This is a genomic window from Elongatibacter sediminis, assembly GCF_037892215.1.
Classification (GTDB): Bacteria; Pseudomonadota; Gammaproteobacteria; order Xanthomonadales; family SZUA-36; genus Elongatibacter; species Elongatibacter sediminis.
Genome location: NZ_JAZHOG010000014.1, coordinates 65,350 through 82,223 on the forward strand (window position 1 = coordinate 65,350; position 16,874 = coordinate 82,223).

General features: G+C 63.8%; 11 protein-coding genes. 9 read left to right on the forward strand and 2 right to left on the reverse strand.

Translation table 11 applies throughout. The features are described 5' to 3' along the window. Positions 1-3: 3 nt before the first annotated feature. From V3330_RS17745 to V3330_RS17755, 3 genes are all read left to right on the forward strand, one after another. Positions 4-831 (forward strand): hypothetical protein, encoded by an 828-nt coding sequence (locus V3330_RS17745; protein WP_354696792.1) that lies wholly within the window; start codon positions 4-6, stop codon positions 829-831. A gap of 116 nt (positions 832-947) precedes the next feature. After that, positions 948-2,831, forward strand: coding sequence for a tRNA uridine-5-carboxymethylaminomethyl(34) synthesis enzyme MnmG (gene mnmG / locus V3330_RS17750; protein WP_354696793.1), 1,884 nt, complete (start codon positions 948-950; stop codon positions 2,829-2,831). A 356-nt stretch (positions 2,832-3,187) separates the two neighbouring features. Then, positions 3,188-4,000 carry a sulfite exporter TauE/SafE family protein gene (locus tag V3330_RS17755; RefSeq protein ID WP_354696794.1) on the forward strand — a complete coding sequence of 271 codons (813 nt, stop codon included), beginning with the start codon at positions 3,188-3,190 and terminating at the stop codon, positions 3,998-4,000. 48 nt (positions 4,001-4,048) lie between these two features. Here V3330_RS17755 and V3330_RS17760 read toward each other — a convergent pair whose 3' ends face one another. Beyond that, positions 4,049-4,825 (reverse strand): DUF6065 family protein, encoded by a 777-nt coding sequence (locus V3330_RS17760; RefSeq protein WP_354696795.1) that lies wholly within the window; start codon positions 4,823-4,825, stop codon positions 4,049-4,051. A gap of 141 nt (positions 4,826-4,966) precedes the next feature. Here V3330_RS17760 and V3330_RS17765 point away from each other — a divergent pair, with 141 nt between their 5' ends. The 3 genes from V3330_RS17765 (at position 4,967) to V3330_RS17775 (ending at position 9,333) form a co-directional block, all read left to right on the forward strand. After that, positions 4,967-6,652, forward strand: a complete 1,686-nt coding sequence (locus tag V3330_RS17765; protein WP_354696796.1) for a glutamine--tRNA ligase/YqeY domain fusion protein — start codon at positions 4,967-4,969, stop codon at positions 6,650-6,652. Between the two features lie 111 nt (positions 6,653-6,763). Next, the gene (locus tag V3330_RS17770) at positions 6,764-7,345 is read left to right on the forward strand and encodes a LemA family protein (RefSeq protein ID WP_354696797.1); all 582 of its coding nucleotides are present in this window, start codon (positions 6,764-6,766) and stop codon (positions 7,343-7,345) included. Positions 7,346-7,362: 17 nt separating this feature from the next. Next, positions 7,363-9,333, forward strand: coding sequence for a M48 family metallopeptidase (locus V3330_RS17775; protein ID WP_354696798.1), 1,971 nt, complete (start codon positions 7,363-7,365; stop codon positions 9,331-9,333). On the opposite strand, the gene V3330_RS17780 is transcribed toward V3330_RS17775, so the two are convergent. Continuing rightward, positions 9,250-10,905: a GMC family oxidoreductase gene (locus V3330_RS17780; RefSeq protein ID WP_354696799.1), complete on the reverse strand. Its 1,656-nt coding sequence runs from the start codon at positions 10,903-10,905 to the stop codon at positions 9,250-9,252. The genes V3330_RS17775 and V3330_RS17780 overlap by 84 nt on opposite strands. Positions 10,906-11,148: 243 nt before the next feature. On the opposite strand from V3330_RS17780, the gene V3330_RS17785 reads away from it, so the two are divergent. The 3 genes from V3330_RS17785 to V3330_RS17795 all read left to right on the forward strand — a co-directional run bounded on the left by V3330_RS17785 (position 11,149) and on the right by V3330_RS17795 (position 16,872). After that, positions 11,149-14,232: an efflux RND transporter permease subunit gene (locus tag V3330_RS17785; protein WP_354696800.1), complete on the forward strand. Its 3,084-nt coding sequence runs from the start codon at positions 11,149-11,151 to the stop codon at positions 14,230-14,232. Next, entirely contained in the window at positions 14,233-15,297 is a 1,065-nt protein-coding gene (locus tag V3330_RS17790; RefSeq protein WP_354696801.1) for an efflux RND transporter periplasmic adaptor subunit, read from the forward strand. A gap of 357 nt (positions 15,298-15,654) precedes the next feature. Further along, complete coding sequence (locus tag V3330_RS17795; RefSeq protein WP_354696802.1) at positions 15,655-16,872, forward strand: NTP/NDP exchange transporter; 1,218 nt, start codon at positions 15,655-15,657, stop codon at positions 16,870-16,872. The last annotated feature ends 2 nt before the right edge of the window (positions 16,873-16,874 follow it).

The window sequence follows — 16,874 nt, forward strand, 5'->3', positions numbered from 1 at the left end:
TGGATGAAAAACCCGATTCCAGGCTGGAATGCCCGCAACCGCGTGCTGCTGCTCGCTTCCTGCCTGGTTGTCGGACTTGCCGGGTGCGCCTCGCAGGGCCAGACCCGGCCGTACGATCTGGGAACGCGGGGAACCGTTGATGTCCCGGGTTACGCCGTCGCGAATTATGATTCGCGGAGTTGGGCATACGACCATGCCCTGTATTACCCGTGGTGGTCGATGGACCGCTTTTACCTCGGCTTCCACCCCTGGCGCCCCTGGGGCTACGGGCGCTGGAGTTACGGTTATCCGTATCGGGCCGGCTATTTTCCCGCTGACGCCTGGGGCTGGCCTTATCGCCCCTACGGTCCTTACGGCGCCTGGTACGGACATGTCGGTTACGCGCCGTACGGATACGATTCCCCCGTGAAACCGGCCCGGCCGGAACCCCGGCCTGTCGACTCGCACGGCGGCTTGCGGATCAGTGGCGGTGATCGACCCGGGTTCGAGAATGGTGAACGACGGCGCGACACGATGCGCCGTGGCCGGCCGGGAGAGTCCGGGAACGGGGCGGCGACTGAACAGCGGCCCGTCATGACTTCGCCGCGTACCGACGGGCGGGGCTTGACCGTCGTCGGCGGCCGGGACAACAAGGTCGGAATTTCCCGCACACAGCCCGTGACCAAAGGGCAGGACGCGGCCAGGAGTCGTGTGTCAACGGCGCCGCGGGTGCGCAGCAGACCGGCTGCGACACCACGGCCACGGCCCGTCGCACCGGCCACGAATCGTCGTTCCCCGGCGGCTGCCAATCGACCGGGAGGCCGTGGACGACGTGATCATGATCCGCGATGACCGCTCGCCGCGAGGCAGCCGGGCGCGGAGCACGCCGAGATGGAAAATGGCCGAAAGCCTGCACTATCTGATTGATTTTTAGTACAATGCGCGCCCTTTCCCGTGGCAAGTCGCGCATGAAGCATTCACGGACATTCGATGTGATCATCATCGGTGGCGGTCACGCCGGCACCGAGGCTGCGCTCGCCTCGGCGCGGGCCGGCGCCGCGACCCTGCTGCTGACTCATAACATCGAAACCATCGGCCAGATGAGCTGCAACCCCGCCATCGGCGGCATTGGCAAAGGCCACCTGGTGCGGGAAATCGATGCGCTGGGCGGCGTGATGGCGCATGCGGCCGATGCCGCCGGCATCCAGTTTCGCACCCTGAATTCCAGCAAGGGTCCGGCGGTGCGGGCCACCCGCGCTCAGTGCGACCGGAACCTGTATCGGGCCTACGTACGCCAAACCGTGGAGGGTCAAGCGAACCTGGCCGTGTTCCAGGCCTCCGTGGACGAGATTCTCGTGTCCGGCGACCGGGTCACGGGTTGCCGAACCGCGGCCGGCGTGATTTTCGAGGCGCCGGCGGTGGTGTTGACGGCGGGGACCTTCCTGGCCGGCCGTATCCACGTGGGCGAGGAATCGACGCCCGGCGGCCGCGCCGGGGATGCCCCGGCCGGAGCGCTGGCGGACAACCTCAGAGACATGGATTTTCCAGTGGGCCGCCTGAAGACCGGCACACCGCCCCGGATCGATGGTAAGACCGTGGATTTCACCCGGCTGAGCGAACAGCCCGGCGACGACCCGAGGCCGGTGTTTTCATTCGATGGCAGTCGCGACGACCACCCGCCACAGGTCAGTTGCTGGATCACCCACACCTCGGAGCGCACCCATGAGATCATCCGCGCCGCCTTGCACCGCTCGCCGATGTACAGCGGAACCATCGAAGGTGTGGGGCCGCGTTACTGCCCGTCGATCGAAGACAAGGTCGTGCGTTTCGCCGAGCGTACCAGTCATCAGATTTTCGTCGAGCCCGAAGGGCTGCGGACGCGTGAACTGTATCCGAACGGCATTTCCACCAGCCTGCCGTTCGATGTTCAGGTCGAACTGGTTCACAGCATTGCCGGTTTCGAGCAGGCGTTCATCACGCGCCCGGGCTACGCCATTGAATACGACTTTTTCGATCCCCGCGGCCTGCACCCCCATCTCGAGACCCGCCGCGTGCGCGGTCTGTTCTTCGCCGGTCAGATCAATGGCACGACCGGCTACGAAGAAGCCGCGGCACAGGGGCTCGTGGCTGGTGTCAACGCGGCCCGCCAGGTGCGAGGTGACACCCCCTGGGTGCCGCGGCGGGACCAGGCCTACATCGGCGTGATGATCGATGACCTCGTCACGCTGGGCACGCTGGAGCCCTACCGAATGTTCACCAGCCGGGCCGAGTACCGTCTGCAATTGCGCGAGGACAATGCCGATGCCCGACTGACGCCGGTCGGCCGGGAGATGGGTCTGGTCGGCGATCCGCGCTGGGAGGCGTTCAGCCGCCGCCAGGAGCGACTGGCGGCGGAACGCGAACGGCTGCGGGCGATCTGGGTCAGTCCGGCCAACGAGTTGGGGAGTGATGTTGCCGAGAGGCTCGGAATTCCGGTCAGCAAGGAGGTGCGGGCGCTGGATCTGCTCAAGCGACCGGAAGTCGCCTACGGCGGGCTCATGGCTGTGCCGGGTATCGGCCCGGGCGTGGACGATGAGCGGGTGGCTTTGCAGCTGGAGATCGAAGTCCGCTATGCCGGTTACCTGGATCGGCAGGAGGCTGAAATTCATCGGCGGAGAATTAATGAAGCTGTTGAAATTCCTGATGATTTCGATTTTTCATCCGTTCGTGGTCTGTCGGCCGAAGTGAGCGAAAAGCTCGCGGCAGTTCGCCCCGCGAACGTGGGTCAGGCAGCGCGGATTCCGGGACTTACCCCGGCCGCGATATCACTGCTGCTCGTCCACCTGAAACGACACGCCAGAAGGGTCGCATGAAGCGGTCGAAATAATTCCATTTAAATCACGATTAGCCAACGATCAATTCACAGATTTTTAACGCCCGATCGGTAAGCTATGAACCGTAAGTTGACTGTGCCTAGCGCGTCGCCCCTCTAGACAGGCAGTCCCCACACTTCTATGCCTTACGCGATGCGCTTTTAAGCCCCGGCAGTTTTGCCGGGGCTTTTTTTATGGGGCTTCCGGGAAGTGGCGATGTGCGCCGCGGCACAGCGGTGTGCATTTGGTTCGCAGCGGCTACACTTGGCCGACTTTCTGTGAATGGAGTGACCGGGATGGAATCGGTGCCATCGAATGGCTGTAGCGGCATGGAAACAGCGTGAGGACCGTGGCGGGTGAATGAGCTGTTCTTGTTGGCGTTGGCGATGCTCGGAACGGGGCTTGTCGGCGGCCTGATGGCCGGGGTGCTCGGCGTGGGTGGAGGGGTCGTTATCGTACCCATGCTCGAGTTTGCACTGGGGGTCATCGGCGTCGATGCGTCGATCCGGATGCACATTGCGGTGGCCACGTCGCTGGCCACCATTATTCCCACTTCCATCGCTTCCTCGCGGGCGCACTACCGACGCGGGGGGGTGGATCTGGTGATCGCTCGCCGCTGGGCGCCATGGATCCTGCTGGGCTCCCTGGCCGGCACCTGGGTGGCCAGCCAGGTCGACAGCCGTGTGTTGGCGATCCTGTTTGCCTGCCTCGCGGTGCTGGTCGCGATGCGCATGATGCTGAACATCCGCACACGGCCCCTGACCCAATCCGTACCCACCAGCCCGGCCCTGGCGCCGGTACCGGCCCTGATCGGCTTCGTCTCCGCCATGATCGGTATTGGCGGCGGCTCATTGACTGTTCCGACCATGAGCCTGATGGGTGAACCGATTCATCGCGCGGTCGGAACGGCGGCCCTGTTCGGGCTTGTCATCGCCGTGCCGGGCACCCTCGGATTCATGGCGACGGGTTACGGCAACCCCTTGCTTCCGGCGGGCAGCATCGGATTCGTCAATGGGCTCGGATTCGCGCTGATTGCGCCGACCACCGTTTTCGCGGCTCCGTTCGGCGCCCGCTTGGCGCACGCCATGAATCAGCGGCAGTTGAGCCTGATCTTCGGAGTGTTTCTCCTGTTGGTTTCAGTCCGCATGCTTGTTCGGGCGCTGGCCTGAGCCAGCATTTGTCCGGGTTGCGGCAGCGGATCCGAACCCCCGGGATTCTCAGTTCGCGTCACCGCGGTTGTCGCTGACCGGCCGGCAGCGAAACACCGTCTCGTGCTGCTGATCGGCCTCGTCGGAGCCGGCGCCGCGCGCGTACTGCCGATTCCACAGGGTGTCGAGATCCGGGTTTTCGGCCGGACTGGCGGTCTTGGCCTTGCGTTCACGCTCGCGGTAATTCTGCTGCCGGCGGGCGCCCCATTCGCGAAACTGCCGCTCGAAGTCCGGATCTTCGGCCAGGTCGTGAAGTTCGATTCCCGACTCCTCCAGCAAACCCAGCGGGTAGGGGAAAACCCGGGCGATGGGCTCTCCCGCCTCGAAACGAATGGTCTGGTCGGGGCGGGTGATGCGCCAGTTCATCGTGAATGGAAACGGCAGCCAGTCGGTGCGGATGAAGCCGTCCAGGGGCGCGATGTCCGCGCGGTCGTGATTGGCCGGACCCGTGACGACCAGGCCGTATTCCGGCGGCGTGCGGAACAGAAACGGCAGTTCCCAGGTAACCACGCCGCTGCCGAAGTGTGATTTGGGTCCGAACCGCAACTCCTTCTCACGGTAGACGAACAATTGCGTGTGTGGTGTCAATCCGTTCCAGCGGAACTCGCAATTGACCGGGTTCAGAATTTCCCAACCCATGGTATTGGCCGCCGACAACGGTATGCAGCGATAGGCATAACGATCGGGTGTGCGGTTCATCCAGTCGCGGCGCGGCCGGGCTGGCCGGATCAGCTGAGCCGCGTCGTCGGGCGCGCCGGGGAGGACATAGGCCTTGATCGTGTGCATGTCAGGTTCCATGGAATGGGCGGACGGGGCCGGCGTGGATTCGGCGTTGACCGTGCCGTGGACCGGGTCGATGCGCTAGAATTTAGCGTTTTCGCCGGGAGATTACCAAACCGGTGGATACCGCAGATACCGAGCCGTCGAATGAGCGCAGAAGAAACCAGCCGTCCCACGAACTTCATCCGGAATATCGTGATCGACGATCTCGATTCAGGGAAGCACTCCACTGTAGTGACCCGCTTTCCGCCCGAGCCCAATGGCCATCTGCACATCGGACACGCCAAGTCGATCTGTCTGAACTTCGGTCTGGCGGCCGAATTCGGTGGTGGCACCCACCTGCGGTTCGACGACACCAATCCGCTGAAGGAGAGTGAGGATTTCGCTCGCGCCATCCTGGCGGATGTTTCGTGGCTGGGCTTCGAGTGGAAGGAGTTGCGTCACGCCTCGGATTATTTCGAACAACTGTACGACTACGCCGTCCACCTGATCCGCAACGGCAAGGCCTATGTCGAAGAACTCTCGGCGGAGCAGATCCGCGAATACCGCGGCACCCTGACCGAGCCCGGGCGCGACAGCCCCTGGCGGGACCGGCCGGCCGAAGAGAGCCTGGACCTGTTCGACCGGATGCGCGCGGGGGAGTTCGAGGACGGCCGTTACGTGCTTCGCGCCCGAATCGACATGAGTTCCCCGAACATCAATCTGCGTGATCCGGTGATCTATCGCATTCGCAACGCGCCACATCATCGGACCGGTGATGCCTGGCACATTTACCCGATGTACGACTGGGCCCACGGGATTTCGGATGCCATCGAGGGAATCACCCATTCACTGTGCACCCTGGAATTCGAGGATCACCGGCCCTTGTACGACTGGTTCCTGGACAACATTCCGGCGCCCTGCCACCCGCAGCAGATCGAATTCGCCCGCGGTAACCTGGATTACACGGTGATGAGCAAGCGCCGGTTGCGGCAATTGGTCGAAGAGGGGCACGTGAACGGCTGGGACGATCCACGCATGCCAACCCTCTCGGGTCTGCGCCGGCGTGGCTACACGCCTGAATCCATTCGGGCTTTCTGGAACGAGATGGGAGTTTCCAAGAGCGAATCCATCATCGACATGGGTGTGCTCGAAAATGCACTGCGCAACGATCTCAACGTGCGTGCTCCGCGCTCCATGGCGGTGCTCGATCCGGTGAAGGTCGTGCTGACGAACTATCCGGAGGGTGAAGAAGAGTGGCTGGAAGCCCCGGTTCACCCCCAGGACGAAAGCATGGGCACCCGCCAGGTCGCCCTGAGCCGCAAAATCTGGATCGAACGGGCGGACTTCATGGAGGATCCGCCCCGCAAGTATTTTCGTCTCAAGCCCGGCGGCGAGGTGCGGCTGCGCCACGCATTCATCATCCGTTGCGACGACGTGATCAAGGATGCCGATGGCACGGTACGGGAGTTGCATTGCACCTTCGATCCCGAAAGCCGCAGCGGCCTGCCCGGTGCGTCGCGCAAGGTCAAGGGCACGATTCACTGGGTTTCGGCCGCGCACGGCGTTCGTGCCGAAGTCCGCCAGTACGACCGCCTGTTCTCCGTTCCGAATCCGCTGGGCGACAAATCACGGGATTTTCTGGAGTTTCTCAATCCCGATTCGCTGGAGGTGATTCCGGATGCCGTGGTCGAGCCGGAGGTGGCGCGTGGTGAACCGGGTGATTTCTACCAGTTCGAACGCACCGGCTACTTCGTGCACGACAGTGAGGATTCCCGCCCGGGCAGCCCGGTACTGAACCGCGCGGTCACCCTGCGTGACACCTGGGCCAGGTTGAGAAAAGCCGGCGGCTGAAACCTGGCCGGGACGGGTGGCGGGCTTGCCTTAAACCGCTGAGCCCGCTCGATTTTGCTAGACTGCTACCAGCCAATCGGGCTGGGAATTCACGGATGGGGGAGGAATGCCATGGGCTGGATCATTCTCGCGCTGATCGTCTTCGCGGTTCTTTATGCCATTGCGATCTACAACAAGCTGGTCGCAGGCCGGAACCAGTACAAGAACGCATTTGCCCAGATCGATGTGCAGCTGACGCGGCGCCACGACCTGATTCCCAACCTCGTGGAGACCGCCAAGGGCTACATGCAGCACGAACGGGAAACGCTCGAAGCCGTGATCAATGCGCGAAACGCAGCGGTTTCAGGACTGAAACAGGCCGCCAAGGATCCGACCGACCCCGATGCGATGAAGCAACTCGCCCAGGCTGAACAGGGGCTCAGTGGTGCGCTGGGGCGTTTGTTCGCGCTTTCCGAGGCCTACCCGGATCTCAAGGCCAATGAAAACATGATGCAGCTCTCCGAGGAGTTGACGACCACCGAGAACAAGGTGGCGTTCGCGCGTCAGGCCTACAACGACGCCGTCATGCAGTACAACACCTACCGCGAGTCCTTCCCCAACAATTTCTTCGCGGCGTGGTTCCAGTTCCGGGCCGCCGAACTGCTGGAAATCGAAGACGAGACGAAACGGGAAGTGCCGCGCGTCGCATTCTGATTCGCAGCGCAAGCTGAGTGAATTTCTTCGGGCATCAGGCTAAGGCGCGGCGCCAGACGCGCTGGTTGGTGGTTCTGTTCGTGATGGCCGTGGTGACGGTTGTAGCCGCGGTCGATCTCGTAGTGCTGCTGGTGCTGGGCTTCAGCGCGGATGAAACCGGAGTCACCGTGCCTCTGAGCAGTACCGCGTTGCGGCAGAACTGGGCGCTGCTGGCAACCGGTGCCGCGGTGACGGGCGGCCTCATTCTGATTGCCAGCCTCTACCGCAGCGTGCGCCTGCGCGCGGGCGGCGGCCAGGTCGCACGGGACCTGGGCGGCACACTGGTGGATTCCGATGTGCGCGATCCCCTGCGCCGGCGCCTGCGCAACGTGGTCGAGGAAATCGCCATCGCGTCCGGTGTGCCCGTCCCTGAAATCTACGTACTGGAGCACGAAGCGGGCATCAATGCGTTCGCTGCCGGATACACGCCGGCGGATGCGGCGGTGGCCGTGACCCGCGGAACCCTGGAACGGCTCGACCGAAACGAACTTCAGGGGGTGATCGCCCACGAGTTCAGCCACATCCTCAATGGGGATATGCGTCTGAATATCCGGCTCATGGGCGCGCTGTTCGGAATCATGGTTTTGACTCTGATTGGCCGCCGTATTCTGCTGCACTCGCGGCATTTCGGCCGGTCCCGGGACAAGGGCGTCGCGGCGGTGTTGCTGATTGCGCTGGGGGTGATGATCGTCGGCTCGGTCGGACAGTTCTTCGGGCGCTGGATCAAGGCGGCGGTTTCACGCCAGCGCGAGTACCTGGCGGATGCCTCGGCCGTTCAGTTCACGCGGGACACGACCGGAATCTCCGGGGCACTCAAGAAGATCGCCGCCTACCGTCCGGGCTCGAGCCTGGAGACGGATGCCGAGGAAATCAGCCACATGCTGTTCAGTCCCGGCGGCCGCATGTTCGTGTTCGCGACACACCCGCCGATCGACAAGCGCATCCGCCGGGTCGATCCGGGCTTCGATCCGTCCGAACTGGATCGCCTGGCCGCCGAAATGGTGCAGGAGGACATCGAGCGCGCGCAGCAGTTGAAGGCCGAGCGGGAGCAGGCCCGGGCGCGCGAAGCGAACGCCGCGTCCGGAAAGGCGGCCGGGCCGGGTGGCTTCGATGCCGGCCGCCTGATCTCCGAAATTGGTCAGCCCGGATGGGAGCGCCTGTTGATGGCCGCGACCCTGGCAGCCGCGATTCCGCTGGACCTGCGGCGCGCCGCGGAATCGCCGGAATGGGCACCCGAAGTGCTGTTCTACACCTTGCTCGATCCGGATCCGGAAGTGCGAGAACAGCAATTGCTCGAGGTGGCCAGGCACATGGGGGCGCAGCAGGAATCGAGTGTGCGCGCCCTGTTGTCCGCCGCCGGACCGCCGGTGCCCGAGCAGCGACTGCCGTTGCTGGAGCTGGCGTTTCCGGCGCTCAAACGGCGGCCGGACGAGTATGTCCAGCGCGTGTTGGCGACGGTCAAAAAACTGGTGGAGGCTGACGGCCGCATCGACGTCTTCGAATTTCTGCTGTCGCGGGTGATTGCCCAACATGTCTGGGAGTCCCGCAATCCGCATACCGTGCGCGTCTCGGGCCGTGCTTCTCTGGACGCTTGTGCGGATGCGGCACGTCGCGTTTTGGCGGTACTGGCGCGGCACGGACACGGGGATGATGACCTGGCGGCGGCCGCGTTTCGCGCCGGTGCGGATGAGCTGGAAATCGGCGCTGTCGACGACCTGCCGCCGGTACCGGACTGGATGGCTGCGCTGGATGAAGACCTTCCCCGCCTCGATCGGCTGCGCACCGCCGACAAGGAACGCCTGGTGCGGGCGTTGACCGCCACGGTCACCCACGATGGGGAAATGGCGCCGGTTGAACTGGAGTTGTTACGCGCGGTCTGCGACCTGATCCACGTCCCGCTGCCGCTGCTGGGTGGTGGCCGCGCCGTCGGCGGGACCTCCCCGGGCTAACCGGCTACCCAGCCGTTCCGCCGCGAATTTTTCCGCGATCATGATGGTCGGCGCGTTGGTGTTGCCCGAAATGAGCTGGGGCATGATGGACGCGTCCACCACGGATAAGCCGGGTACACCGTGTACGTCGAGTTGCGGGTTGACCACGGCCATTTCATCGATGCCCATTTTGCAGGTACCCACGGGGTGGTAAATGGTTTCCGCCTTGCGCCGGATGAATTCGAGCAGGTCCGCGTCATTGCGGCAGTCCGGGCCGGGCAGCAGTTCCCTGGCCACCCAGTCGCTGAAGGCCGGCTGGGCGAATATGCGCCGCGCCAGCCGCGCGCACTCCACCATCACCGTACGGTCATATTCCGTGCTCAGGTAGCGTGGCTGCAGCATTGGCGCCTCGGCGGGGTTGGTCGATCGCAACAGAATTTCACCGCGACTTTCCGGCCGCAGGGCGCAGGCATGTATCGTCATGCCATGGCCGGACAGGCGGTTGCGCCCGTGATCGTCGAGCAGGGCGGGTACGAAATGCATCTGGATATCGGGGCGGTCGTCCGTCGCGTGGCGGCTGACCACGAAACCGCCGGCCTCAGCAATGTTGGAGGAGCCCGGCCCCTTGCGGCCCAGCAGGTAGCGCAGGCCGACCACGATGTCGCTCAACTGGTCGTAGGTGACCGGGTGATTGCAGCAGACCAGGGTGCAGATATCGAGGTGGTCCTGCAGGTTGCGGCCCACCCCGGCCAGGTCCAGTCGAACGGGGATACCCAGGGCTCCCAGGTGGTCGGCGGGGCCGATGCCGGACAGCATCAGAAGCTGGGGTGAATTGATGGCGCCGGCCGCGAGAATCACGTGCCCGGCACGAGCGGTGGCGACCGTTCGCCCTTGCCGGTAACGCACACCCGAGGCGCGGTCTCCGTCGAATTCGATCGCTTCGGCGTGTGCGCCGGTGATAACCCGCAGGTTTTCGCGGCCACGAGCCGGGTTCAGGTAGGCCACGGCGCTGCTGCAGCGGCGGCCGTTGCGCTGGGTAACCTGGTACAAGCCGAATCCGCGCTGATGGGGTCCATTGAAATCGTCGTTCAAGCCCAGACCGGCCTCTGCCGCGGCTTCGAGAAACACGCCGGAGAGCGGATTGACGTGTCGCAGGTTCTGAACGCTCAGCGGGCCGCCGGAGCCATGACAGGGCGACGGGCCGTTTTCCTGGTCCTCGGAGTGAATAAACCAGGGCAGCACATCCTCAAAGCCCCAGCCTTTGTTTCCTGCGGCTTCCCATTCGTCATAGTCCTTGCGATGGCCCCTGCAGTAACACATGGCATTGATGGAGCTCGATCCGCCGAGAACCTTGCCGCGCGGCCAGTACAGCCGGCGTCCGCCCAGTCCGGCCTGGGGTTCGGTCTCGTATCCCCAGTTGATCGAACTTTGGCCGACCAGTTTGGCGAGGCCGGCCGGCATGTGGATGAACGGGTGCCAGTCGCGGCCACCCGCTTCCAGGAGCAACACCCGGTTCGACGGGTTTTCGCTGAGACGGTTGGCCAGTACGCAGCCTGCCGAACCGGCGCCTACGATGAGGTAATCATGTTCCATACGATTGCGTATTGTGTAATTTTGGCATCATATCCCATACAGGGTTCCGCGCAAGTCTGTGCAGCCGGTGATGTCCACTCGCGGCGGCTCACGGCGCTGATCCCGGTTGGCCCGTTCGGGACGTGGTGCAGGCCCCGATGTTAATCTATGTTGCTTGCATCAATCTGATGGGGAACGGGCCGATTCCGCGCCGGCTCGAGTGCCGAACCGGCCACCCCGGGCATCACGGAGGCAGGTTCGGACGTGACCCTGACGAAGATTTCACTCTCCAACCCCGTGGCGGTCGTTGTCGCGTGCATCCTCGTGTTCATTTTCGGGTCGCTCAGTCTGAGCCGCCTGCCGATTCAGCTCGCACCGGACATCGAACGCCCCGAAATCACCATCGCGACCGTTTGGCGCGCTTCGGCACCAAACGAAGTCGAATCCGAAATCGTCGAACCGCAGGAAGACGTTCTGCGGGGTATTCCTGGCCTGTTGCGGCTGCAGTCGACGGCGAATTTCGGCAGCAGTTTCCTGAACCTGCAGTTCGCCATTGGCACCGACATGAACCGGGCCCTGATCGAGGTGCTCAATCGCCTCAATCAGGTGCCGCGTTACCCGGTCGATGCCGATGAACCCGTGATCCGGGTGGGGGGCAACAACTTCGAGAAGATCATCGCCTGGTGGGCCATTCTGCCGGAAGAAGGCAATCCGCGGTCGATCGCGAGTTACCAGGATTTTGTCGAGGACGTCGTCGTGACCCGCCTGGAGCGGGTCCCCGGTGTGGCGCAGGTTGGTTCCTTCGGCGGGCAGCGGCACGAGGTCCGTATAACGTTCGATCCCTACAAGGCGGCGAACATCGGGCTCGACCTGACCGCCATCGCCGGCGAACTGGGGTCCAACGCGGACGTGTCGGCCGGCATCAGCGACGTGGGCCGGCGGCAGTACACCCTGCGCTTCAGCGGCAAGTACGAAGTCGAGTCGCTGGGCGACCTCGTGCTGACCTGGCGGGAAGGGCGGCCGGTTCGGCTGCGGGACGTCGCCCGGGTGGATATGACGATGGTCGATCCATCCGGAATTCTGCACCAGAACGGCGGCCCGTCGCTCGCCATCAACGCCACGCCTGAATCCGGTGTGAACGTGTTCGAGGTGATGCAGGGGCTCAACGCGGCGGTGGAGGACCTGTCGGCCAACGAACTGCGCCGGGCGGGCCTCACGATGGTGGGCGATTACGACGAAACGGAATACATCACCCAGTCCATCGGCATGGTTCGCAACAACCTGCTGCTCGGGATGACCCTGGCGATCGTGGTTCTGTGGTGGTTTCTCCGCAAGTTCCGCGCCACCCTGGTCGTGGCGCTCGCCATACCCTTGTGCCTTTTCTGTTCCTTCATGGTGCTGGATTTCGGCGGGCGTACCCTGAACATCATCTCGCTGGCCGGTCTCGCATTTGCGACCGGAATGGTGCTGGATGCCGCCATCGTGGTGCTGGAAAACATTTTCCGCCAGCGTGAAGCGGGACGCCACGGTGATGAGGCATCCATGCGCGGAACGAGCCAGGTCTGGGGTGCGCTGCTCGCTTCGACGGCGACCACGGTGGCCATCTTCATGCCGGTGGTCTTCCTCGAAGACGAAGCCGGCCAACTGTTCAGCGACCTCGCGGTTACGATTTCGGCGGCGGTGATCTCCTCTCTGCTGGTCGCCGTAACGGTGCTCCCGACCGCGGCCGCAAACTGGGTTCGCGGCCATGCCATCGAAGATCATCACCAGAACTGGTGGTCGTGGATCACGAACCACATCATGGCCTGGACCGACAATCCGGTGAAACGCTGGACCTGGGTCGGGACCCTGACCGTGGCGCCGCTGGCCCTGGCCCTGGTGCTGCTGCCGCCGGCGGACTATCTGCCCGAAGGGAAAAAGAACTTCTTCATGGGCTTCATCGTCACACCGCCCGGCATGGGCATCGAGAATGCCGAGAAGGAACTGGTCGACGTCATTGACCAGCGCTTGACACCGTATCTGAATGACGAACGCGCGCCCCATCTCGAGAATTACTTCCTGGGCCTTTCGCGTGGATTCGGCACCTTCTTCGGCGGGCGCGCGGCGAATCCCGGACAGCTCGACGAACTGGTGGGCATCGTGAATCGCGAGATCATCACCGGTTTTCCCGACTCCTTCGGTTTCGCGCAACGTGACCCCCTGTTCGGCGGCGCCCGCGGCGGCCGGCGGATCGACATTGACCTGGCTTCGGACTCGTTCGGTTCACTGTTGCAGGCGGGCCGCGTGGGCTTCCAGAAGGTGATGGAAGAGTTGCCGGGCGCGAATGTCAGGCCGGTGCCCGGGCTGGAACTGGCCGAACCCGAATTACGCCTGGTGCCGGACGACCGCAAGATCGCGGAAGTGGGTTGGAACCGGTCGCGCATGGCGACAGCGATACGGGCCATGGGAGACGGTGCGTTCCTGGGCGAGTATTTCGACGGCTCGCGCCGCTACAACGTGATATTGCGCGCCGAGGAATGGTACACCCCGGAGGAGTTGATCGCCCTGCCCGTGGCCACGCCCAGCGGCGATGTGCTGACCATCGGTGAAATGGTCGACCTGGTGCGCACGGCGGGCCCGTCGCAAATTCGCCGAATCGACCGCAAGCGCACCCTGACCCTGGCCGTGACGCCACCACCGTCCATGGCGATGGAGGAGTCACTGGACATCATCAAGCAGCGCGTGACGCCCGCCATCTGGGAGCAGATGCCGCCCGGAGGTTCGGTCAACTATCGCGGAACCGCGGAGGCACTCGATGAAGCGCTGGCCAGCATGTCGGGCAGTTTTCTGCTGGCCATCGTGATCCTGTATCTGCTGATTTCGGCGCTGTTCCGTTCATTCACCGATTCACTGCTGGTGGTGCTGACCATCCCGATGGCGACCGTGGGCGGGGTTGTGTCGCTGCGCCTGATGGACATCGCGCTGTTCGCCAGTGGCGGCCAGCAGATGGACCTGTTGACCATGATCGGCTTCGTGATTCTGCTGGGGCTCGTGGTCAACAACGCCATCCTGCTCGTGTATCGGGCCCGCGACGCCGAACGCGAAGGCATGGGGCGGCGTGAGGCCGTGCACACTGCGGTAAAATTGCGGCTGCGGCCCATTCTGATGAGCACGACCACCAGCATCTTCGGCATGATGCCGCTGATGCTGATTCCCGGCTCGGGCACCGAGCTGTACCGCGGGCTGGCCACCGTGATTGTGGGTGGTATGCTCACCAGCACGTTGTTCACCCTGATCCTGTTGCCCAGCCTTCTGCGCATGAACGAGGACGCCCGGCCCGCGACACTGCCGGCCGTGGAAACCGCCTGAATGAACATCATGGACTCTATCGCTCGCCAACTCCGCATCTGGTCCCTGCTGGTCGTGCTGATGCTGCCGGCCGCAGCATTCGCGCAACCGGGCGGCGGCCCCGCGCTGGTGCGCGTGGCGCTGGCCAGTATGCAATCCCTGGCGTCCGAGACACTCGTGCCCGGAACCGTGGTCAGCCGCAACGACGCCAGACTGGCGGCCGAAGTCGAGGGCCGCCTGGTCGAGGTTGCTGACGTGGGCACCCGGGTCGACGAAGGCGATACCGTCGCCACGATCGAGGATCGGGCCTTGAAGCTGCGTCACGCTGAGCTTCAGGCAGAGGTCAGGCGGGCCGAGGCGCGCCTGCGGTTTCTCGCCAACGAAGTGGACCGGATTTCCCGGCTGGCTGAATCCAACCTGGCCGCGATCACCCAGCTCGAACAGCTTCGTTCGGACCGGGACATCGCGCAGGGCGATCTCGAGGTGGCGCGGGCCCGGCTGGCGCAAAACGAGGATCAGCTGGAGCGCACACGCATCCGCTCCCCGTTCGGCGGGGTGGTTGTGGAGCGTCTCATGACGCCGGGTGAACGCGTCGTCGAGGGCAGCAAGGTGGTGCGGGTCGTGGACCCGAACCATCTCGAAGTCATCGCCCGCGCTCCATTGGAATACCTGGACTTCAGTGCGGCCGGTCAGCTTATAAACCTGAGGTCCGGGCCGTCTTCGGTGCTGGGCCAGGTACGCACGGTCGTGGCCGTGGGTGACGAGAATACCCATCAGTTCGAATTGCGAATCGACCTGGAGGGAGCGCCGTTTCCCATCGGAAAAACTCTGCGGGTCGGCATCCCCACATCCGATCGCCGTGACGTGCTGACGGTGCCCCGGGATGCGCTGGTACTGCGCCCGGAAGGTCTCAGCATTTTCGTGGTGGACGGCAACAACGAGGCCCGCCAGGTTGATGTCACCACCGGTATCGGCAGCGGCGAGCAGATCGAGGTGCGCGGCGCGATATCGTCCGGTGACCGGGTCGTGATTCGCGGCAACGAACGTCTCCAGCCGGGCCAGTCCGTTAATATCATGGACAGTTAGGGCCTGTTAACACGACGTGGATCCGCGCTGTTGTGACTGAAAAAGCGCCAATCAAGGCGCGAGGAATGAAGTTTGGTGACTCCAGATGAATGACGAGCAACGCAGAATGGCGCTTTTTCAGACCCAACCCTTCGGGCCGTGGTCGCTTTTCCGCCTGGCGGCGTTATCGCTCACTCAGGTAGCGGTGCTACCCCACGCTCGCTCTGCCTTGCCAGCCGCCAAAGCGGCCGACGGCAGCGCAGAACCACGTCGTTTTAACAGGCCCTAGTGCCTGCCGACTCGACGACCGCCGCCGCGCCGCCGGGGCTTTTCGAGAGACTGACCCGGGTCGAACGGGGTGAATGGGCGCGGTTGTCGATGGCTTTCGCCTACTTCTTCTTCCTGTTGGGCGGATACTTCATGCTGCGCCCCATTCGCGGCACCGTGGCGGCCTACAACACCGACGTTCTGCACTGGCTCTACACGGCCACTTTTCTGACCATGCTGGCCATTGTTCCCCTGTTTGGATTCCTGGTCTCGCGCTTCCGGCGTGGCCGTTTCGTTCCGGCGATTTACCTGTTCTTCATGCTCAACCTCGCGGGTTTTCTGGTGGCCTTCGAGGGGTCGGAAACTCCGCTCTGGATTCAGCGCGTGTTCTACGTCTGGCTCAGTGTGTTCAACCTGTTCGTCGTCTCGGTGTTCTGGAGCTTCATGGCCGATGTGTTCCGCCCGGACCAGGCGCAGCGACTGTTCGGATTCATCATGGCCGGCGGCAGCCTCGGCGCCGTTCTCGGTCCCCTGGTCACGGCGGGCCTGGTGGCGGGCAGCGGGGCCGCGGGCATCATGGCCATTGCGCTGGCCTGTCTGGGGCTCGCGACCCTGATGGCGATTCTGCTCGGACGCTATCAGCGCCGGACCACACACCATCCCGCGGCGGTGATCGGTGGCGGGGTATGGGAAGGAGCCTTGAGGGTATTTCGTTCGAAATACCTGTTGTTCGCTTGCCTGCTGATGCTGGTGCACAACCTGACCTCGACTTTTCTGTACAACGGGCTCGCGGTGCTGGTCGATACCCACATCGTCGGATTCAACGAGCGCACGGTCTTTTTCGGCTGGGTCGATCTGGTGGTGCAGGTCATCGCGTTCGTGTTCCAGTTCTTCATCACATCACGCCTGATCACCGCGCTGGGCATGCCCCGCACCCTGGTGATCATGCCGGCTCTGCTGGCGGCCGGGTTCGTGTTTCTGGGCAGCGCCCTGGGTCTGGTGCTCCTCGCCGCGCTGCAGGTGGCTCAGCGGTCGATGAACTACGGCATCCTGGGGCCGGCGAAGGAAATGTTGTTCACCGTGGTGGATCGTGAAACCCGGTACAAGTGCAAAAACTTCATCGACACCGCGATCTACCGCGGCAGCGACGTGACCGCGAGCTGGATTTTCCGCGGCCTGACCGGTGCCGGTCTGACCATTGGTCAGGTTGCCTGGGTTTACGTGCCGGTCATGGGGCTGTGGGCCTGGGGAGCCTGGCGGCTGGGCACGTTGTACAACGGTCTGCTCGAGGATCGGCTCACGGGCCGTGAAGAGGCGGCTCCGCCGTAAGG